This is a genomic window from Pseudomonas sp. NPDC089918 (genome assembly GCF_050280605.1).
Lineage (GTDB): Bacteria > Pseudomonadota > Gammaproteobacteria > Pseudomonadales > Pseudomonadaceae > Aquipseudomonas.
In genome coordinates, this window is record NZ_JBNNVP010000025.1 from 21,212 (window position 1) to 40,827 (window position 19,616).

The 19,616-nt window shown below is 50.6% G+C and carries 16 protein-coding genes; 9 read left to right on the forward strand and 7 right to left on the reverse strand.

Going from position 1 to position 19,616, the window contains the following annotated elements; genetic code table 11:
- Positions 1-769 precede the first annotated feature (769 nt).
- Positions 770-1,798 carry a hypothetical protein gene (locus ACQKPC_RS18250; protein WP_427625795.1) on the forward strand — a complete coding sequence of 343 codons (1,029 nt, stop codon included), beginning with the start codon at positions 770-772 and terminating at the stop codon, positions 1,796-1,798.
- Positions 1,799-2,707, forward strand: a complete 909-nt coding sequence (locus tag ACQKPC_RS18255) for a hypothetical protein (RefSeq protein WP_427625796.1) — start codon at positions 1,799-1,801, stop codon at positions 2,705-2,707.
- A gap of 322 nt (positions 2,708-3,029) precedes the next feature.
- Here ACQKPC_RS18255 and ACQKPC_RS18260 read toward each other — a convergent pair whose 3' ends face one another.
- The gene (locus ACQKPC_RS18260) at positions 3,030-4,106 is read right to left on the reverse strand and encodes a hypothetical protein (protein ID WP_427625797.1); all 1,077 of its coding nucleotides are present in this window, start codon (positions 4,104-4,106) and stop codon (positions 3,030-3,032) included.
- A gap of 1,155 nt (positions 4,107-5,261) precedes the next feature.
- Between ACQKPC_RS18260 and ACQKPC_RS18265 the strand changes: the two genes are divergently transcribed.
- From ACQKPC_RS18265 to ACQKPC_RS18280, 4 genes are read left to right on the forward strand one after another with little or no spacing between them, the layout of a single operon-like run.
- Positions 5,262-6,662, forward strand: a complete 1,401-nt coding sequence (locus tag ACQKPC_RS18265; protein ID WP_427625798.1) for a YfjI family protein — start codon at positions 5,262-5,264, stop codon at positions 6,660-6,662.
- The gene (locus ACQKPC_RS18270; RefSeq protein ID WP_427625799.1) at positions 6,646-7,005 is read left to right on the forward strand and encodes a hypothetical protein; all 360 of its coding nucleotides are present in this window, start codon (positions 6,646-6,648) and stop codon (positions 7,003-7,005) included. The genes ACQKPC_RS18265 and ACQKPC_RS18270 overlap by 17 nt, the downstream gene beginning before the upstream one ends.
- A complete protein-coding gene (locus ACQKPC_RS18275; RefSeq protein ID WP_427625800.1) occupies positions 6,983-7,963 on the forward strand; it encodes an integrase domain-containing protein in 981 nt (326 codons plus the stop codon). The genes ACQKPC_RS18270 and ACQKPC_RS18275 overlap by 23 nt, the downstream gene beginning before the upstream one ends.
- A complete protein-coding gene (locus tag ACQKPC_RS18280; protein WP_427625801.1) occupies positions 7,960-8,235 on the forward strand; it encodes a hypothetical protein in 276 nt (91 codons plus the stop codon). Before ACQKPC_RS18275 ends, ACQKPC_RS18280 begins: the two co-directional genes overlap by 4 nt.
- A gap of 193 nt (positions 8,236-8,428) precedes the next feature.
- On the opposite strand, the gene ACQKPC_RS18285 is transcribed toward ACQKPC_RS18280, so the two are convergent.
- The 6 genes from ACQKPC_RS18285 to ACQKPC_RS18310 all read right to left on the reverse strand — a co-directional run bounded on the left by ACQKPC_RS18285 (position 8,429) and on the right by ACQKPC_RS18310 (position 15,321).
- Complete coding sequence (locus ACQKPC_RS18285) at positions 8,429-9,727, reverse strand: 5-methylcytosine restriction system specificity protein McrC (protein ID WP_427625802.1); 1,299 nt, start codon at positions 9,725-9,727, stop codon at positions 8,429-8,431.
- Between the two features lie 50 nt (positions 9,728-9,777).
- Positions 9,778-10,575: an AAA family ATPase gene (locus ACQKPC_RS18290; RefSeq protein ID WP_427625803.1), complete on the reverse strand. Its 798-nt coding sequence runs from the start codon at positions 10,573-10,575 to the stop codon at positions 9,778-9,780.
- A 45-nt stretch (positions 10,576-10,620) separates the two neighbouring features.
- Positions 10,621-11,520, reverse strand: a complete 900-nt coding sequence (locus ACQKPC_RS18295; RefSeq protein WP_427625804.1) for a hypothetical protein — start codon at positions 11,518-11,520, stop codon at positions 10,621-10,623.
- Positions 11,521-11,536: 16 nt separating this feature from the next.
- Positions 11,537-12,637: a DNA cytosine methyltransferase gene (locus ACQKPC_RS18300; protein ID WP_427625805.1), complete on the reverse strand. Its 1,101-nt coding sequence runs from the start codon at positions 12,635-12,637 to the stop codon at positions 11,537-11,539.
- Positions 12,615-13,802, reverse strand: coding sequence for a DNA cytosine methyltransferase (locus ACQKPC_RS18305; protein ID WP_427625806.1), 1,188 nt, complete (start codon positions 13,800-13,802; stop codon positions 12,615-12,617). The genes ACQKPC_RS18300 and ACQKPC_RS18305 overlap by 23 nt, the downstream gene beginning before the upstream one ends.
- Positions 13,803-15,150: 1,348 nt before the next feature.
- A complete protein-coding gene (locus ACQKPC_RS18310; protein WP_427625807.1) occupies positions 15,151-15,321 on the reverse strand; it encodes a hypothetical protein in 171 nt (56 codons plus the stop codon).
- 124 nt (positions 15,322-15,445) lie between these two features.
- Here ACQKPC_RS18310 and ACQKPC_RS18315 point away from each other — a divergent pair, with 124 nt between their 5' ends.
- The 3 genes from ACQKPC_RS18315 (at position 15,446) to ACQKPC_RS18325 (ending at position 19,442) form a co-directional block, all read left to right on the forward strand.
- A complete protein-coding gene (locus ACQKPC_RS18315; protein ID WP_427625808.1) occupies positions 15,446-15,952 on the forward strand; it encodes a sigma-70 family RNA polymerase sigma factor in 507 nt (168 codons plus the stop codon).
- On the forward strand, positions 15,949-16,917 hold the full coding sequence (locus tag ACQKPC_RS18320; protein ID WP_427625809.1) for a FecR domain-containing protein: 969 nt from the start codon (positions 15,949-15,951) through the stop codon (positions 16,915-16,917). Before ACQKPC_RS18315 ends, ACQKPC_RS18320 begins: the two co-directional genes overlap by 4 nt.
- 98 nt (positions 16,918-17,015) lie before the next feature.
- Complete coding sequence (locus ACQKPC_RS18325; RefSeq protein WP_427625810.1) at positions 17,016-19,442, forward strand: TonB-dependent siderophore receptor; 2,427 nt, start codon at positions 17,016-17,018, stop codon at positions 19,440-19,442.
- The last annotated feature ends 174 nt before the right edge of the window (positions 19,443-19,616 follow it).

A 19,616-nucleotide genomic window follows, 5' to 3' on the forward strand; every position in this document is an offset into this window, starting at 1 on the left:
ACTCAATGTGGTGAGTAGGTTCTCCGGGTGGTGGTCGCGCCTGAGTTCAGGTGAGCTGAAAATCCGACTTTTTCAACAGAATCGGCCAATTTCAGCCTGTCGAGCCCAGCGCACTCTCCTAAGGGCTTAGTGCCGACTAACGGGGCAGGGAGTGCAGCCGGGTCTCCTCTTTTACTAGGACGTCCGGCATGGACCTGCCTAATATGCGAAGACGCCATTATTGTTTTCTGGCGAACAAGGATTGATCAGGTGCACGATTGAACTTCGGGTTGAATACGGAATGGCGGTGTTCCGGATCATTGCCATCCCCATTCTCACTTGCGCAGTGTCACTCACATAATCATTTTCGGTGCCCACTAAGGTTCGTTTTCCAGATTGGAATTGGGTTATTTGCCATATTGTCTTGCCCAGACTATTCGGCAGGTTCGAATATCCTACTGGTTTGGATTAGTTATTTTTCTGAGGTTTTTAATCTAGTTCGAAATAAACAATACACGTGATAATTGAAGGCGTCAGTGACCATTAAAAGCTAAAGCCGGTCTAAGTCATTAATCGCTGGTCGCCGGTATAAAAGGCGATTCATGTCCTTAGGGGCGCCAGGGTCTCGCCCGATAGCCGCACCCTGCAAATGGAGAGAGGTGGGGGTAGGTCAATCGTCAGACACCTCACGTTTTGCTGCTTGGCGACACCGCCAACGTGTTTCCGTAAAAGTCATCTTTACCCACGGCGTACTGGCGTCTATGATTGCTCATTTGGGGAAGGGATTTCGATGAGCATTCAGATTTTTACGCAAGAATATGATGCAGTAATTAAAAGCGTCGTACTAACTGGGCAAACCACTTACGGGTATGCCATTGATCATATTTTTCCTTTGATAAATCGTTTTGCTGCGCAACGCAAAATTCAGAATCCAGCATTCTATGATCGGTTGCGTAATGACTTGCTTAAAGGCTGTTTAATGCCTGCTATTACTCTCGCGCTGGTGGATCCAGACACTTCTGTATTTGATTCAGTACAGAATTCAGAAAACTACGCCAATGAGAATATCGACAAAGGATATGTCCTGGATGGTATGCAGCGGTTGAATACGCTTAATAGCATTAAGGATGACGAAAATTTTCCGGCCGATAAAGCGCTTTACCTAAGCGTTGTCATTTCCGGCAATAAAGATATGCTCTTGTATCGGATGATCACTCTAAATAACGGGCAGCGCCCGATGACTCCTCGACATCAGATTGAAGTGCTCACTGAAGAGTTGTTTGATTTCGAAGCTTTGGATATCGAAGTGCAGTCAGAAAAAGATAGAGGCGAAAAAATCAAGCGAGGAGCCTTCAATCTGGCGGATATTTCCAAAGGTTATTTGGCGTTCTTTACAAATAGCGTTCACAATGAAAACAATAAAATCATCAGCGAAAAAATGGATGAGATCATTGTTGGTAATATCATGGCTACTGCGGTTGTTGAGAACGGGCTTGAGTTTCAGCAGGTGCTCGAGTTAGTGGACAAATTTTCGGCGAACGAAAGTGCGAAGAGCTGGCTAAAAACTCAGAATAATTTCATTGGGTTTTGTGTAGGGGTGAAGTCGTCATATGACGCGCTTACGGAAATTAGCGCTGAAGAGTTTGGTGAAGCTGTCGAAAAGTTTGATGTTGCGTTTAAGTCGATTGATGCGGCAAAAGTAAACCTTGGCAAGTATCGTCGTGAGCTGAGCAAGAAGTATATTGAGAATATCAGTGAACTCAAGGACTCGAGTGATATTGAGCTACTTTCGTATTTCTCGGACGAGACAACAGCGTAGATGAAGACTATTAGCTACGAGTTTTCTGAGTGCGTTGGCTCTCCACTTACGGCTGAATCTCCATTTTTTATTCATCCAGGTGTTGCTGAGTTCCCTGTGATATTTCGTGTTTTGTCGGGAAGTTGTCAAGTCACAAACTTGAACACCGATGAAAGTAGAGTTATTTCAAAGAACTACTTCTACAGTGATGCTCGGCAGAATGATACCGGTGATCTGTCCTTTCTAAATGAGTTTGATGAAGATCTGAGCCTGACTGATTATGAGCGTCTAATAAAAAAGACGGCTTGGACTAATCGTAAGTTCTATAAGCCTTTCTTAAATGAGTTGGCCAGTTGTATTTATCATGAGCAAAACGAACGCCATACAGCTTCTTTCGTGCATTTGTATCGGGCGTACGAGCATCTTTCATATGCTTTTCCGATGATCTATGCGTCGCGGACTCAGGATTACGTTGGTACGTTTGAAAATCTCAGAAAATGGATGAGTCATGATTCAGACGGGAATGTTGGCGAGCTAAAGTTCCATAAGAATTTTATAGTGAGCCTTTTTAAGGATCTTCCTGAACTATCGCGAACCATCGACGTGGAAATTACCACAAGGCAGGAATATAGGGAGCCAATTTTTACGGCTCTAGCGGTGAAAGTTGCCGGTTGGAATGCACCAGATAAATACACGGCCGCGACAATTCGGCCTGATAGACTGGCTATTCCATTCCTTGAGTATCATAGTTTCTTTGTTACACTTAGAAATAGGTTTTTCCATTACTCAAACTCTCGATCCGATAATATTGGGCTCGAGGATATTGTGGACTCTGATTTATTGTTCTCCTTTGTAAATAAGGTGACGCTAAATTACATTGCTACAATATTCCATGGTGTAATGAAACACCAGATTGCTTCGCTTGATTGACTAGTTATATGCCGGCTTTTTTAGAATTCGAAGTCGGCAAATTTAACTATGTGTTGAGGGTGCTAATGATTGTTCTTGGATTTAGTTGGCCAGATTGACGAGCCTGCCCACAGTTTATGATACTGCGCCTTTATGGGTTTTTTAGTCGAGCATTGCTTTCGATGGGAAAAGAACCGGTAGGTGTCGGTCCTGGGCTCTCTACTAGAAGGGGCGGCAGTCATGTGACGTATTTTTTATCGGATGCCACCGCCTTGGAGCATTCTACCTTGAACAACGACATTTAAAATATTAAAATTCGGCTATATTAAGCACTCAGTAGAGTTTAAATAACGGCATTCAAACTTGACTGAGGAGGCGCCCCCTCTTCATCAATGGAGTAAAGTGGAAACTGATCGGGCATCACAAGAGGCGATGGCCTATACAGAATTTTTTCGCCAAGAACTTCTTGATAATAGTAGTTGTTCGCCGGAGACATATAGTCCACAAATAAGTCGAGAGTCGAAATTAATTCAAGTATATCCTTGCTCCACCCCGACTTGATCATGTCGAGTATTTTTTGGTGACCAGGATCTTCGATGTCCTCAAGGTGTCCGAAATGCCCATCGACTAGACCCTTAATACTCCGAACAGCGCGCCGATAATCTTTCGCAAAACAATTAGATTTTGAAAAATGCAGGATCCAACGCTCTACAGCCTCGCTTCGATTTAGACTTATTTCACCTTTGATCGAATCATCCCCATGCTTGTTCTTATCAGATACACCAATGCCAAAGGTGCAATACTTGTCTTTCATTGGTTTATCTTTGTAGTAGGAGGACAGGAATAAGGCTTCACCGTGGTTGCCTTCAACTTCGCCAACAAAACCGATGGTCTCTTCATCGTTTGAAATCAATATAAACAAATCAGAGTTCTTTAACGTTTCATCCAGGCTCAATCCGGGGGTTATGGTTGTTGGGTAAGCCCTCACTCCCCTAGGTAGAAGCATCAAAACTCTTGTTTTGTTATAGTTTCTTTGGGCAAAATGAGACTCAGAATCATTTCCCACCTTAAAGATGTTCATCTTGGTTATGTTGAAGTCTTTGATTTCGTACTCGCTCAATACGTTCGCACATAGTTCTTTGAAGTATGAGATTCCAGTTTTTGTTTTAAGGAAGTCAACCATGACATATTCAAATGCATGATTTAAGACTGTTTTTTCCATTTTTCCGAAGAAGCCACTTTCTCTAAGTGCGCCCTTATAGTCTTGCAAGCTTGAACTATAACCCCAATTAAAAGGAAGGTTTTTCTGATAGCGCACAGTTTTCAATATCGCGCAGTAAAAAGATGCCCAATAAGAGGCAGTATCCCCAATGATGCCTCTCGCAGCTTGAGGTAATAGTACGGTAGTGTCAGTATTCAATTCCCACCTCGCCTTCCTACATTTAGCTTATAGTTTCTTTGAAGAAACGGTTTGCTGACTAACGCTAGGCCCGACGTCAGCTATTCGTATTGCATTTATACGTTTAGCGAAGTTTCGTAAAAGCCGTGATGTCTACCGATGAATTCGGCAGCAGCCTAGGACACGCTACTTATTTGCCATCACGCTGTCTACCGCTACTAATAGCCTGTAGCCGCCTGGGCTGACCGTCACCTCCTGGCCGTTCTCCGCCGGTCGTCACTACGGCGTGTGCTGGTCAGGTCGAATGCAATTCGACTGGTCAGTGACAATGCAAATGGTCAAGTCCATGCGACTACGCAGGCTCACATTAAAAACCGACGAACGACCACCCGACCATGGAAAACCACCGGGCTCCAAGGTCTTCCAGCGCTACCAATTAGCGCAACAGTCGCCCCAAAAATACTGTTGACCACGAGCAGAACGAGCGCTAAACCAGAACCGTACCAGCGCTGTCCTCGACAGCACCCAGGTAGCCAGAACCTTTGAGGCTACGCCACAGCGTGGTGGTTCACCCCAAGTGCGATTAGCGTCCGGCGGCTCGCACGGTCACAGCGATGTGATGGATGCCTACTTCTCAACTTTGCCCACTGCGGCAACTCAGGCCTTCTCCTGGCTGCTCTGCAGCAACTTATCCGCTTGGCCATTTCACTGCACCAACCTGCGCGTGTCTCTTTGCCCCCTAAAGAGACACGCGCATATCACACTGCTGCAGCCCTGCTCGCACGGGCCTTTGCGGCGTTCCCCCTCGTGACAATCGGCGTGACAAACACCGAATGCTCACTCACCACAGCGATGCCGAAGATGGTGCCGCAGCCCAAAAAATGGACTGCACCTGACTGACAGTCAGGCATGCCCCGGTCATCACATCACTGCCTTCACCTGACTCAGGATCTCGCGGCACCGGTCTCGTCAGCCAGTGCAGCCTCCACCCGCCCACTTCTACAGAAGTGTTCAGGAGGCCAGATCATGAGATGCCCAAGCTCTCGGCCGTAAGGAGCCGCCAGTCCCGCGTTAGTGGACCAACCTCACAGGTCGCAGGGGCCTTGATCCCTGGCAACACTCAACAACCGTGGCGGGATGAGTGAGGACGAAGTCGACAATTTCAGGAGAAGTGCGATGCAACTGTGCGAAGCGTTTGAGCCACCACAACCATTGCTGGAATACCAGCAGGCGCCACTGCCCTACCCGGTCGAAGCACTCGGGGAACTGTTGGGCCCTGCGGTCGAACGACTGGCCGAGGTGATCGGCGTGCCCTGCGCCATGGCCGCGCAATCGGTACTGGCTACCACGGCCTTGGTGAGCCAAGGCCATGCCAATGCCCAACTCGACGGTCGAACCTATCCGCTGTCCCTCTACCTACTGACGGTGGCATCCTCGGGTGATCGCAAAAGCGCGGTGGATCACCTGGCTCTGAAGGCGGCGCGCGACTGGGAACGACAGCAGTGGACCCTGTATGAGGAAAAGCTCAAAGCCTATCGCGCCGCTACCAGCCTCATGGCCAAACCCAAAACCTCAAAGACAACCTCCGGGGCAGAAGGCGGCGAGCTGTCCGAACCGGTACCGCCGAGACTGATCATTGCCGAGCCCACTATCGAGGCCCTGGTCAAAAGCCTGTGCCATGGCTTACCCAGCATGGGCTTGTTCAATGATGAAGGTGGCCAATTCTTGGGTAGCAGCACCATGAGCAAAGAGAATCTGCTCAAGGCCATCACCACCTTGTCGATGCTGTGGGAGGGCAGCCCGATCGACCGGGCCCGCTCCACGACCGGAGAAAGCCTACGTGCCTATGATCGCCGCCTCAGCCTGCATCTGATGCTGCAGCCCTACCTGGCCAACCAGATTTTCAAAGACCCGGTGATCAATGGCCAAGGCATCCTGGGCCGTTGCCTGATCAGTTGGCCCGAGCGCCTGGCCGGCCAACGGCTCTACAAGGCGATCGACCTGACCCGAGATGCCAAAGTCCAGCGCTACCAACAGCGGATCACCGCCCTGCTGCAAAAGCCCTGGTCGCTTCACAAGGATGGCTCGCTCAATCCCGCCACGCTGGAGCTGACTCCCCGCGCCCGTCGTGCCTGGATTGATATTCACGACACCATCGAATGTCAGTCTGGCGAGTTCGGCGAGCTGGCCGGCGTCCAGCCTGTCGCGAGCAAGGCCGCGGCGAATGTACTGCGTATCGCGGGCGTGCTGGCCATGGTTGAAGAGGCCAGTGCGTTGGACGAAGCACACATCCAGCGCGCCTCCACGCTGATGGATTACTACCTGGCCGAAATTCAGCGCCTGACCGAACAGGTGCCGGTCAATAGTCGACGCGAGGAAGCGGATCGGCTGCTGCGCTGGCTGATGCAGAAAGGCTGGACCCACTTCACCATCCGCGACGTTAATCGCAACGGTCCTCGTTTTGCCCGCAAGAGCGCTGACCATACCGCCTCTTTATTCGTCGATCTGATCACTCATCGCTGGCTGAGCAGCTGCGACGGCAAAACTTTCGAGGTGCGCCATGTTTCGCCTCAATGACGCGGTGCGCCGCTATCAGGCGCAACATCAATCGCCACCTGAATCGCGGCGTGTCGCCGCGTCTGTCGCCACCTTGTCGCCACGCGCCAGGCCAGAAACGACGCGGGTTGTCGCCACTGTCGCCGCTGTCGCCACACCACCCTTGGACCCTATCCTTCTCGCCCGGCTGATCGAGCAACTGCGTGAGGAAGGGGCACTGCTGCAACACCACGAGAACACCCTCCTGATCCGCCCGACGCACTGGCGGCAGATGGAAAGGCTCAGCCCTCACTGGAAAGCCTTGCTGCTCTTTCTACAAACAAACGAAAACGGTGACGACGATGACCTTGATCAGTCGACGTGATGGTCGCAACTTTGGCTATGGCCGCCAGCTGAGCTATGCCGGCTCACAAGCGCTAAAGGATTTGTTTGCCGGCGGCCACTTCGCCACGGTCAAAGCGCATAGCGATCGCTGGCATGCATTCGTTCGTTGGTGTCGATCAGAGGACGGCCCAGGTTACAACGATGCGCGCAAGATTGATCGACAGACGCTACAAGACTACGCCACGTATCTGCGCCAGCAGATCCAGCAAGGTGAACTCTGCATCGCCACCGCGCAGAACCGCCTGAGCAGCGTCAACCGCACCCTCGCTGCGCTGCGCGGTGATCAGGACGTGAGAATCGCCAGCCCGAGCCAGGCGTTGGGACAGAAGCGCTCGACCGTACGCACCCGCGCGCCGGATGGCCAAGACCACCAACAGGTGCGGCGAGTACTCGAGGAACTTGGCGAACAGCAACACGAGCGGGTGGCCGCGATTATCCGTTTGGCCCGAGAAACCGGCATGCGCCTGCGCGAAGCGATCCTGGCCGACCTACCACGCTTGCACCGCGAAGCCGAACACTTCGGCCGCATCAACATCCAGGACGGCACCAAAGGGGGCCGCTCAGGGGCATCAGCGCCACGATGGGTCGCGGTAAATGAAGCGGTGAAAGCGGCGCTGCAGTTTGCTCGTAAGGTATCGCCGCCCCGCAGCCGCAACTTGCTGGCCCGCGACGAAAGCTACGCCGCGTTCCTGCATCAGACCGTGCTCCCCGCCCGTGAAACACTGCATAAGCACGGGCTGAAGGGTTTCCATGAACTGCGAGCGGCCTACGCCTGCGAACGTTACGAGCAGCTCACTGGACACGCCGCACCGGTCAATGGTGGACAGTGCTATCGCATTGACCGCTACCTTGATCAACAGGCGCGGCAGCAGATCAGCCTTGAACTCGGGCATAACCGGATTGATGTAGTGTCGGCCTACATTGGAGGTCGGGTATGACCAAGCCCTTCGATATGGCGCTATTCCTGAGCGGCGTACTGAATGGCTCAAAGGTCACGCAGCAACGCCACCTACGGCAAGCCCGAATCATGCAAGCTGCCATTCAACAACGATGGCAGCGAGACAATCCCTGGACCTGGCAGCTCAAGCATGTGCGCTGGTTTCTCACTCAGCACCTGAAAGACCATTCAGACGCCACCCGGCATTATTACCGGCTCACCGCCCTATTGATCTGGAAAAGAATAGGGACTGACCGAGAAATGCTGATCTAACGCTCGAGTTTTGGGCAGGTAGCTTTCCAGTCTCGTTTGTTCGCCTTCATGTATCTCAGAGTAGATATTCCCTTCCATATTGACATAGCACGTCCAAGAAGAGCGTATTCACCGCTGAATGCTTGGCTGGCCAACGGGCTACACGGTTGGCATCCTTGAGATCGCGCTCAATTCCATGGGAAACCAAAACTATTCAGATCCGAGGTCGAGTAGATACCGAACCTAACTGTAGCTCTGCCATGATAGAAAATACATCTTCACCTAAATACTCCGCCCTTACAGTAAACACTGTTAGACCCACACCGTTATTAGCTCTACCATAGTTCTTGCTACTAAATTCCGACGCCGGGAATACTAAGAATGCAGTAGAAACAGAAAAGGCTTCAGCATGGGCAAGCACCTGATACACATCCGACTGACTTGGCCCTGAAATCTCCAAAGCTTTATACTTAACATCGCCTACAGCAAGCGGAAGACGTTCTTTATTCTGCAAAACAACGTCTGGCTCACATCTATAATTAGATATTTCTGGAAAAATTTTTACACCACAGCCTTTACCACGCACAGCATAAGCACCGCTCAGATTAAAGCGCTTTAAAATTGCCACCTCGAATAAATACTCCATATCAATGAACATTGAAGAAGTTTGAAAATCAGCATTATCCAGACCGAACAAACCACCCCCAACAAAAATAGGAAATGCCAGTTCAAGGGTATTTTTCAGCTCAGTACCAAAACGTTCCTCTCGAATAGCTTCTGTAATACAATCCACTCGAGAACTCACACTCATCCTTGAGTACTGAGCATATTTAACATCACGAAAAATCAAATATAAAGTTCTGGCTCTTACTAAGACCTCACGCATAAATGATTTGTGACGCGCAAAAACCTCAATTACGACCAAGCAGTATGCAATTATTCTATTCTGAATAATATCTGGCGTTAATACAAATGAGCTGACACAAACAGTTGAGGGATCACCGCGCGAGATGTGCTTAATACTTTTGGCGAAGTCTATTCGCCCTGATGGGCGACTGGTAGGATATGAACAAACCTCATAGTTCTTCACTCGCCCACGGCCCAGATATATCTCCACCGAATCCAGGAAAGAATTGGCAATATGAAAAAATATAGCACCATCGGCACTACTACTTGTGGATGCTTTAGGGATTTTATACCTAGCGCTAGACAACTCTTCAAATAGACCACGAAGAGTTCCGGCAGCCTTTTCAATGATTTCTATAACCCATGAATTTTCGAGACTAGCAGCCCCTAAATAATGCGAAGGATTTAGCTCAAATCTATTTCTTCCGCGCATAACCACGTTTAAAATTTTAAGTTCAATCAGCGAGTTAAATGAGGGCTGACGCTGGAGGACTTGAAAGTCTTCAGCACTTATCTCCTGAGGTTTCCTTTCAGTTAATATGATTCGGCGTGCTGCCGTATGTCCACCACTAAACCACCAATCTGACATATTTCCATTTGCCCGCATCAGCACCACACTCCGGCTGCAATCTCATCAGATCGTCGTCAAGACTATAACTATTCGCCTTCTTGCATTTTAAATTTCGAGACATCATCTGCAACAAGTCTGATCATGCGATACACCTCATCAGCGAGAGGATGTGGCGGAAGTGATGGTCGCTTTACCAAGAATTTTATTTGCTGATCCCATAGCGCTTGAAGCTCACCAATCTCGGTTATATCTTTAAAAACTGCATGCCCAAAAGGAAGGGAAATCGAATCACCCTCAGCCCCATACTTACACAACTCTGAAAAATTCCTTACAAGTGATTCCTTAAACACTTCCTCGAGATTAGTCGTAGGAGAAATCATCGAATCTAATAATTGAGCATCAGGCGGGATATTCTTGATACGAAGCCGCCTTATTACCGCGTCATCTAAATCTAGAGCGCTCCGATCGAGCGGGTTATACGTCACAATAAATACCAAATTTGAAGCTAATGCGATTTGGCGGCCTGAGGGAAGAACAAACGGTTGATTTCTATACTCAATAAAAGTTAATAGCTCCCCCAAGACCGCGGCAATATTGGCCCGGGTAAACTCCTCAATTAAAAGAACATATTTATTCTGAGGATCACGGCGTGCCTGCTGATTCACCTGAAGCAAAACCCCATCTTGAAGCTCAAAGCCACCAGCAACTGGGCGATAACCTTCTATAAAATCTTCATACGAAAATCCGGGGTGAAACTGTACCGTTTTTACAAGCAACTCATGCCCCGTTAGTTCTATAGCAGCCTGAGTAGCTACATATGACTTGCCCGTCCCAGGAACTCCGGCCAAAGCGATTATAGAAGACGAGCCGTTGGTTTGAGCCATTGACACTATATCTTTGACGAGCTGTTTAATTATCATCATAATTATTTACACACAGAGGTCTGAGAATGCCATAGCAAAAGACTTGCTCGATTTAAAAATATCCTTCGCAGGCATTTTCAGTCTTTCAGGTGATTGGCCTCTCAGCCGGCACATTTCATTTCTAAGCAGAGGATGGATTCTGCGGGTAGAGTTTGCTTCCGTCTGTAGCACGAGACCTCCTCCACCGCAGAGAAGGAACCAAGGATTCAGAGCTTTGCGCTGGGAACTTGCTTGAACTGTCCCAAAATCTTCATTTTTATACCAGCGCTGACCGATACTAGCCACATCGTTATGAAAGCGTGATTGTTTAATCTTTATCGCCATTTCCGCCATCAAAGCCTCATGAGGGTAGTCCCACTCAATCATCACTCCTATCGCGCGATTTAGCTCTTCTGGAGAAATATAATTATCGATACTATCTATAAGCATCAATATTGCGCGATACTCCGGAACAGCCATAAGCCCCGGAAGCAGGAGTTTCCCCGCAAGATGTATATTGTTGTTATTAGCAATAGAAGGCACGCCATTTCTGCTACTCAGAAAGCGCAACAAGGTTTTTCCAGTACGAGTCAAGTGAACAGACTCATCCTCCACAAAAGCTAAACCTCCAAGCGCCATAACCTCTACTGTGTTCCTTATTGTTCTATCAGTAGACGCTTTTTTTGATTTACCCTGTAAAGGGATACTACTTGAATCTTCAGTCGCCTCTACGGAGTTTTCCGCCTCGGCCAAGCTTTCTTCAGCGCTTACTAAATCAATGCTCGCTTGCCCATCAAAACTTGATAAAGTCTCAAAAAACAAGTCGGAACTATAACTTTCCCCAGCGCATAAACCCATCGCGGCCAAATTTGGTGCAAGGTTTGGCCACAATGACAAATTCGCCCTCAGTGCATCACGCCACTCCATTTAATACACTCTCTATTTAATTTAATATAGCAGGGGAAAGTAAATTGATATCAATAAAGTCGTTTTCAATAGCGTTGATTTGATTAATTAAGTGCACGCCTATCTCATAAGCTAAAGTCGGCGGAACAGCGTTTCCTACTTGATGAGCAACGTCAACCGTCCCGCCTTCAAATACGAAATCGTCGGGAAAGGATTGAATCCGCGCAGCCTCTCTCATACTTATGTTTCGATTTTCGACTGGGTGAGCAAATCTCCCACGCGTAAAGCTATTACACTTAGTGGTTATCGTCCCAGAAGGTTTGTCCCAATCAAGTCGACCATAGACCCCACGATGCCCTGCTGTTTCAACCGAAACCGAATGACAAGGGAGACGAAGATGCACTGGAATATCGCTTCGCCCTCCACCTGGGGGAACATGCGATATTCGCTCTCTGTTCAGTTCAGAAATATTATCCGGCACATGATTCGGTATTGTCTTACCCAGTTCTGACCGAGGTTCTGGAAGCCCCCCGATGGCATCTTCGACCGTCTTCCAAGTAGCTTGCTGATACTTTCCATCCGGCAAAGAAAGTGGCTTAGAGAAGTCCTTTCTAGTACCAAGTATAAAGAGTCGCTTCCGTACTTGAGCGACACCGAAGTCAGCAGCATTTAAAACTTTTGCTTCAATACTATATCCTGCCACTTCAGCCATTTCGACTATTTTATTATAATGCAGGGCGTTTCTGGGGGAAGCTAACGCAGCTACATTCTCCATCAAAAAGATTTTAGGTCTCAAGTCTGAAACTATTCGTATAAACTCGAAAACCAAGTCGTTTCTTGCGTCATTCGCGCTGCCCCGTCTCTGTACAGAAAAGCCTTGGCAAGGTGGGCCACCTGCGAATAGCGTTACGCCTTCATAATTATCGAGCAACTCACGACCGACACTTTTGGCGTCCAGTACATCGGCATGATTACCTAAATTGCGTCTATACGTCTTTATTGCACGCTCGTTACTATCGAACGCAAAGCTAATATTAAATCCGGCTTTATTCAGTCCAAGTGACAGACCGCCAGCCCCGCAAAACGCATCAACTGCGGTCAATGCTTCTCGTATTTTAATTGGTCTGATATTTGTCACTTGGATCTCGACGTTTATATGCGAAAATAGAGCTAGAAAATGAGTTTTTAATTGGCGCTAGTATTTCCTTTTTACTAGGAATACCTTGAGCGATATCATTTTTCTGACCATCTTTTTTTACGATCAAGCTACGCATTATAAATCCCGCAAGCGCGTAAGAAAAAACAGGTGGAACTGCATTCCCTATCTGAAGAAATTTCTCATCGAAAGCTCCTTCAAAAAAATAACTTAATGGAAACCCTTGGAGTAGAGCGGCTTCTCGAACTGTAAGCCCCCTATTTTGCTCAGGATGAGAAAAGCGCCCGCTTGCAGGATTTCGAGCCGAAGCAGTAATTGTAACGGCTGGCTTATCCCAGGATAAACGGCCGTATACATCTCGATATCCATCAACTTTGTCCAAACATTTTGGACCAATACCCTGAGGCCTATTCCCACCGTCGACAGGAACTTTCTTTATAATTTCAACAGTTGATAATCTATGTGACGCGCAGAAATGCATTTCATCTTCAGACCGTGCGCCAGGGAGCACAGGAGGGAGCGCTCCTATAGCTTCGCGCACAGTTACATATTCATTTGGTGCGTGAGTTGCTGCTATTGAAGGTAGCGCTGTACGAGATGCGATTACCAATGTCCGAAAGCGTTCTTGTGGAACACCAAACTCGGCCAAATTATGAACTTTGGCGGAAACATGCATTCCATCCGATTCAAAAATCTTTAGCATAGGTTCGAAAAATGGCCAATTTTTCTTGGTCATGACTTCCGGCACATTTTCGAAAATTACTACATCAGGCTTGAATGCAAGGGCAATTATTGCGAAATCGTTAACCAATCCATTCCGATTATCGTCACCATTCCTTTGTTTTTTTGAATGAGCGGAGAAGCCTTGGCAAGGTGGCCCCCCGATAATAATCAACGGCAAAGATGGATCGACTTCAAAACTATCAACGAAAGCTCTCAGCGTCTTTCCACAAGATGCAATCACACCTAAGTCAGCTTTAACTGTTTTCGCCCCAATATTCTTCTTGTACGTCTCCAAACTCGCCTGATTAAAATCGACACCACCTAAAATTGAAAACTCGGAGGCTAACGACTTGAATGACGCAAAGCCCCATGATAATCCACCCGCACCACAAAAGAGGTCAATTACCTGGACTTTATCCTTCATATTTCTGCCTTCTAATATTCAAGTATGGATTCTATACGTGGGTGATCTTTTAGTTACCTCACCAGAGCCGCATGCGGAAACACCTACAGCACCCGGTTCGAAAACCGAATCTAGATAATTTTTTACTAGCTTCGCAACCAACGTACTTTTTTTACAGCCGTGCTCATCACAATACTGGCTTAGCCTCGCATGATCAGCTTCAGCCAATAGCACAGTTAACCTTTCAACTCCCGCCATAGCAGCCTCCGACCGTATGCATGCTGAATATAGCAAAGTGCGCACTTGTGCGCATAAATCCACACGATTGTCTCCAATTTGATCTGTATTAGCAAGAAATAAAGACACATTTCACGATAGTTTCGCTGCCAAACGAAACAAGGTTGCAAAACCATTCTCAGCCAGTACGAAGCAGATTGGGGAAAATTACGTACAGCTCCAAAATCGAATATTTCCCCGGAGGCTGATGTAGCTTTGCTGCGTTGTACTGGACGGTGCCCTTGAAACTAAATTGCCTTAAATAGATCAGCGCTTCGACCACAAAACTACTGTATATAAGCACAGCTATCGAGCATCGTCATCAAATTTTTTGCATCCAGCTCGCACAGGCGGAGGCTGGTGGATGCCTTCGCCTCACCCATCCTATTTATGCAGCTATGGAGACACTCAATGGACTCGGGTCTTGAACCAATCCTTGGTAACCTCCAGTGATATGGTTCTGCTTCTGGAGGCGGTTTGTCACGACACACGCCGGCTTACTCGGTAGCCGTTTTCTAAATGCAGGATTGCCCCGCCCAAACAAATCGACCAGCGCTGCAGGAAAAAACCAGCTCACCATCGCGAAAACAGGGGGATCGAATGAGGATCTGAGCGCGTGCTATCGACCGGCACCAGGTGCAGATATTGGCGTTGATCAAGGAGCACTATGAATCGACGGGGACTTAAAAAGACTACCCGGAGTGGCCCAGCTATTCCCGAATTTCGCCCGGTCCCACATGACCAGAAGCATCACTGGGGTGGAGCCGGGCGAGGTTCGGGAAATTGACGACGTAATCTCACACTACGCATGCCACCGAGATGCCTGCTTCGGGCAGTTCATTGCCTATCATGTTACGAAGCGTGCTGGTCACTCCCGATGCAATCGGTGGTCGGATCGAATGCAAACTGGTGGTCAAGTGGAGTGCAGTATTCCAATTGGTATTCCAACCAAAAATAAAATAAAAAGTTAATATTATAAATCAATAATTTACAAAACGAATTCAAATTACCCCGGCCCACCACTTCATCATCTAAAGACGTCCACGGACGTCTTTTTTGTGCCTGAAATCCAGTAATACGGGGGGATTCAGCACTACGGTTCAATGATGCGCGGCAGATTGATCGACAGACCTCGCTGGACCACCCGATACATCTGCGCCAGCAAGTTGAACAGGGTGAGCTTGCCAGCGTCAGCGTCAATCTGGACCTGCGGCGTACTGCGGGTCTGATCCCCCCACAGCCAATAGCCGTCGCTCGTTTCCAAATATGCAGCGCCTTTGGCTCTTGCCTTCAGCCAAACGCTGATCCGTTTCAGACAGGATTGCACTGTCGCTCATCACACAGGTAGTATTGAGAACGATTCACACTAACATCTGGAAAGCCGACCAGTGCAATCTCCTCCGTCCAGTAAGCTGGGATTCTTTTTCAGCGATCATCATCGTTGGCTGCTGCAGCATATTCATCGGCACCTGCGCAATCACGCGGACGCAGAGGACACCGCCGCCGATACTTTTTGCCAGATGCTGGTGGCTCGTGTCGATCCCGACAGCATCGAACAACCTCGTGCTTACCTTTCGACCATTGCTCGCCGGCTGATCTTTGACCGTCATCGCCGGCGCAAGTTGGAGCTGGCCTACCTTGAGCGCTTGTCCGTTCTGCCCGAAGCGCTGGCCCCCTCCCCCGAAGAGCAGCTGCAGTTGATCGAAGCCCTGGTGGCCATCGACCGGGCTATCGACGGCTTGCCGATGGTCGTCAAGGCTACTTTCCTCTATAGCCAACTGGATGGTCTGAGCTATGTCGCGATTGCGCAGAAGCTGGGGCTGTCGGAGCGCACTGTCAGTCGTTACATGAAACAGGCATTGCGTCAGTGCTATCTGTGCGAAATATCGCCATGAGTAAGCCGCGCCGGGACCCCATCAGTGAGCAGGCCATCGACTGGATGGTAAAGCTTCGCGCCGGTACGCCCGATGTTGCACTGCAGGAACGTTTCAACGCGTGGCTGGCGATGGATCGTGCGCACAGCCAGGCCTGGACAAAATTGCAGGACCGTCTCGGCGGTTCGTTCAACACGGTTCGCGCGCTGGATCGACGCTTGCCCGGTCAGGCCAGCGAAGCCCGCCAAGTGCTCTTGCAGCCTCATGGTTCGCGCCGCGACGCCCTGCGCGTGATCGCCGGCCTGGGCCTGCTCGGAGGCGGTGTGTGGCTAGGCGCCAGGAGCCAGCTGGGTGACGCGCTGCTGGCTGATCTGCACACCGGGCGCGGCGAGCGTCAAAACTTTAATCTGGTCGACGGCAGTAGCCTGAGCTTAAACGCCAACAGCGCGGTGGATCTGTGCTTCGATGACAAGCAACGGCTGGTGATCCTGCGTCACGGTGAACTGGTGATTGAGGTGGCGCCCGATCCCCGCCGTCCGTTGCGCGTGCGCACCGCTGAAGGTGAAGTGCGCGCGCTGGGTACCCGGTTTCTCGTTGCCCAGGAGCAAGATGCCAGCCGACTGGTGGTGTTACAGCATTCGGTCGAAGCACGGTTGTTCGACGGCACAGTGCAAGTTGTGCAAGAAGGTCAGTCGGCTCTGCTGCACGCCCGGCAAATTGCCCTCGTTAGCGGCGATCAGCGCCAGCGGGCCGACTGGTTGAGCGGGAGGCTGAATGTGCTGGACGAATCCCTTGAGCAAGTGGTCGACGCCCTACGCCCTTACAGTCGCGGTTTTGTGCGCGTGGCTCCCGAGGTTCGAGGCTTGCGCGTCCAGGGTGTGTTCCCGCTTGACGATCCCAACCGGGCGTTCAGTGCTCTGGCAGAAACCCTGCCTATACGGGTGCATCGCTACAGCCCTTGGCTGACGCTGATTGGCTCGAAGTAAAGCGGTGAATTTTTTTTGAAAACAGATCTTATTTGTGTCCGGTTCTCCTTTCTCATCCCACCTATCTCCTGACACTTCCATACAAACAGGAGAATGTTGTGTTTAACACATGGCCCCACGCCCTTTCCGTCGCCGTTGCCCTGGCAACCCTGGCGAGCCCTGCCCTGGCGCAAAACTTGACCTTCAATCTGCCGGCCGGTCCACTCGCCAACACGCTTAATGCGATCGCCGGCCAGAGCGGGCAAATCATCTCGCTGGAGCCATCGCTGGTGCAGGGCAAACAGGCGCCATCGGTGATCGGCCAGATGTCGGCCGAGCAAGCGATGCAGAGGGCACTGTCGGGCAGCGACTTGCAGTTACGCGTGACGGATCAAGGCAACTTCAGCATTGAACCAGCCCCGGAGAACAGCGCGGCACTGCAATTGGGTGTCACCAACATCGTTGAACGCAGCACCGACCCCACTACCGAAGGCTCGGGTTCCTATGCCGCGCGGGCAGTGACCATCGGCAAAGGCACCCACACCCTCAAGGAAATTCCGCAGTCGGTCACTGTGATGACCCGCAAGCAAATGGACGATCAGGATATCGTCGATCTCAAGGATGCGGCCAACAAGACCACCGGACTGGTCGGCGCCCAAGGCGTCGGCAGAGGTTTGATCCTCTCTTCGCGCGGTTTCCAGATCGATGACTGGCAGTACGACGGTGTGCCGATCCCACGCAACACTTACGCGCTGGGCAACTGGGCCACGCAGGACTTGATTTTCTTCGATCGCATGGAAGTGCTGCGCGGTGCATCGGGCTTACTGCAAGGTACCGGCAGCCCGGGTGGCGCGGTCAATCTGGTGCGCAAGCGCGGTCAGGCCGTACCGAAAGTTACCCTTACCGGCAAGGCTGGCTCCTGGGATCACTACGCTCTGCAACTGGACGCCGGCGGGCCGTTGAACCAGAGTGGCACCATCCGTGGACGTTTCGTTGCCGACCAGGACGACACCCACTCGTTTGTCGATTCCGAATGGTACAAAACCACCTCACTGTACGGCGCGCTGGACTTTGATCTGAGCGAAGCCACTACCTTGGGCGTGGCGGTCAGCCAGTCCGACGGAGAATCGCGCTCGAATGTCCGCGGCTTCCCGCGTTACTCCGACGGTAAACCCATCGACCTGTCGCGCAGCACCTACACCGGGGCGAAGTGGAACCATTCGGAGATTGATGTCACCACGCTCTACACCGATCTGGAACACCGTTTCAACGACGACTGGGCCTTCAAGGTCGGCGCCGTGCGCATGACTGAAACCAACAAGGCGAAGAGCCAGCGGGTGCAAACCAGCGGCAGTGGCATCAATCCCGATGGCAGCGGTGTGCAATACGCGGACTTCGTGACGGACCTGGACTCCACCAAAGTCGCTCTGGACATGAACCTCACCGGCAAGTTCGAAGCCTTGTCCATGCCGCAGGAAATCATGGTTGGCGGCAACTATTCCAAATATACCTCGGACGACAAATACGCCCGAACCTTCAACAACAGCACCGACAATATCTTCGACATTGATCACGACCGTCCCGACATCAGCTACGAGGGTTTGATCGATTCCGGTGGCCGTGGAGTTCCCAGCCAATACGACATCCGCCAGAAAGGCCTGTACGGCAGTTGGCGGGTCAAGCCGAACGAGCGGCTGACCCTGGTGCTCGGCTCCCGGGTCAGCTGGTACGACTACAGCTACAAATCGTCTACCGAAACCTTGTCTGGCAGTACCGTCAATCCTGAGAGCACCGCCAACGAAACCGGGGAAGTCACACCCTACGCCGGTATCGTCTATGACCTGAGCCGCGAATGGGCGGTCTATGCCAGTTACACCGACGTATTTACACCGCAGACCGAACGCGATACAGCGGGTTCAGTCATTAAACCGATTATCGGTAGTAACTACGAGATTGGTCTCAAGGGCGAGTTGATGGATGGTCGGATCAATACATCCCTGGCCCTGTTCCGTTACGATCAGGAGAACCGTGCTGTTCTCGATAGGCAGGGTGAGCAAATCTGCAACGGTTGGTATTGCTCGACGGCATCGGGGAAAGTGCGCAGCCAAGGCCTCGACGCCGAAATCAGCGGTGAAGTGATCGACAATCTGCAACTGTTTGCCGGCTATACGTACAACACCACCAAATACCTGAAAGACCCGGACAACGAGGGCAAGGTCTTCAGTTGGTGGACGCCGAAACACATGCTGCGCGTCTGGGGCAACTACCAGTTCAGCGGGGACTGGAACCGTGTCAGTACTGGCCTGGGCTTCACCGCCCAAACCCACACGCTGGGTTACGATCACTCCGTCAACGTACCGGGTTACACCGTGTGGAATGCCCGTGTCGGCTACCAGCTCACGTCGGAAATCGAGCTGGCGATGAACGCCAACAACCTGTTTGACAAGACGTACTTCACTGCGGCCTACAACCAGATCAATGGCAACAACAACTACGGTGATCCGCGCAACGTGATGTTCAGCGTGAAGTACACCCCGACGTTCTAACACTGAGTAACGTAATTCGATCCCGATCTCACGGTTCCAAGCCAGCCGGAATCCGTTTCCGGCAAGAGGGCATTAGCTGACGTTTGGTCAGGCACACTTTGCAACCACGTTGACGAGGGGTGCGCAGCGGTCGGGACTGTTCCTCGTCGGCAACCTGCATTTCTCAAACCGCCA

Excerpts from the sequence above, each read along its gene's own strand:
- ACQKPC_RS18295 (WP_427625804.1), bottom strand. The coding sequence starts at position 11,520 with ATGGAGTGGCGTGATGCACTGAGGGCGAATTTGTCATTGTGGCCAAAC.
- ACQKPC_RS18285 (WP_427625802.1), bottom strand. The coding sequence starts at position 9,727 with ATGCGGGCAAATGGAAATATGTCAGATTGGTGGTTTAGTGGTGGACAT.
- ACQKPC_RS18280 (WP_427625801.1), top strand. The coding sequence starts at position 7,960 with ATGACCAAGCCCTTCGATATGGCGCTATTCCTGAGCGGCGTACTGAAT.
- ACQKPC_RS18265 (WP_427625798.1), top strand. The coding sequence starts at position 5,262 with ATGCAACTGTGCGAAGCGTTTGAGCCACCACAACCATTGCTGGAATAC.
- ACQKPC_RS18305 (WP_427625806.1), bottom strand. The coding sequence starts at position 13,802 with ATGAAGGATAAAGTCCAGGTAATTGACCTCTTTTGTGGTGCGGGTGGA.
- ACQKPC_RS18250 (WP_427625795.1), top strand. The coding sequence starts at position 770 with ATGAGCATTCAGATTTTTACGCAAGAATATGATGCAGTAATTAAAAGC.
- ACQKPC_RS18290 (WP_427625803.1), bottom strand. The coding sequence starts at position 10,575 with ATGGCTCAAACCAACGGCTCGTCTTCTATAATCGCTTTGGCCGGAGTT.
- ACQKPC_RS18320 (WP_427625809.1), top strand. The coding sequence starts at position 15,949 with ATGAGTAAGCCGCGCCGGGACCCCATCAGTGAGCAGGCCATCGACTGG.
- ACQKPC_RS18255 (WP_427625796.1), top strand. The coding sequence starts at position 1,799 with ATGAAGACTATTAGCTACGAGTTTTCTGAGTGCGTTGGCTCTCCACTT.
- ACQKPC_RS18270 (WP_427625799.1), top strand. The coding sequence starts at position 6,646 with ATGTTTCGCCTCAATGACGCGGTGCGCCGCTATCAGGCGCAACATCAA.
- ACQKPC_RS18275 (WP_427625800.1), top strand. The coding sequence starts at position 6,983 with ATGACCTTGATCAGTCGACGTGATGGTCGCAACTTTGGCTATGGCCGC.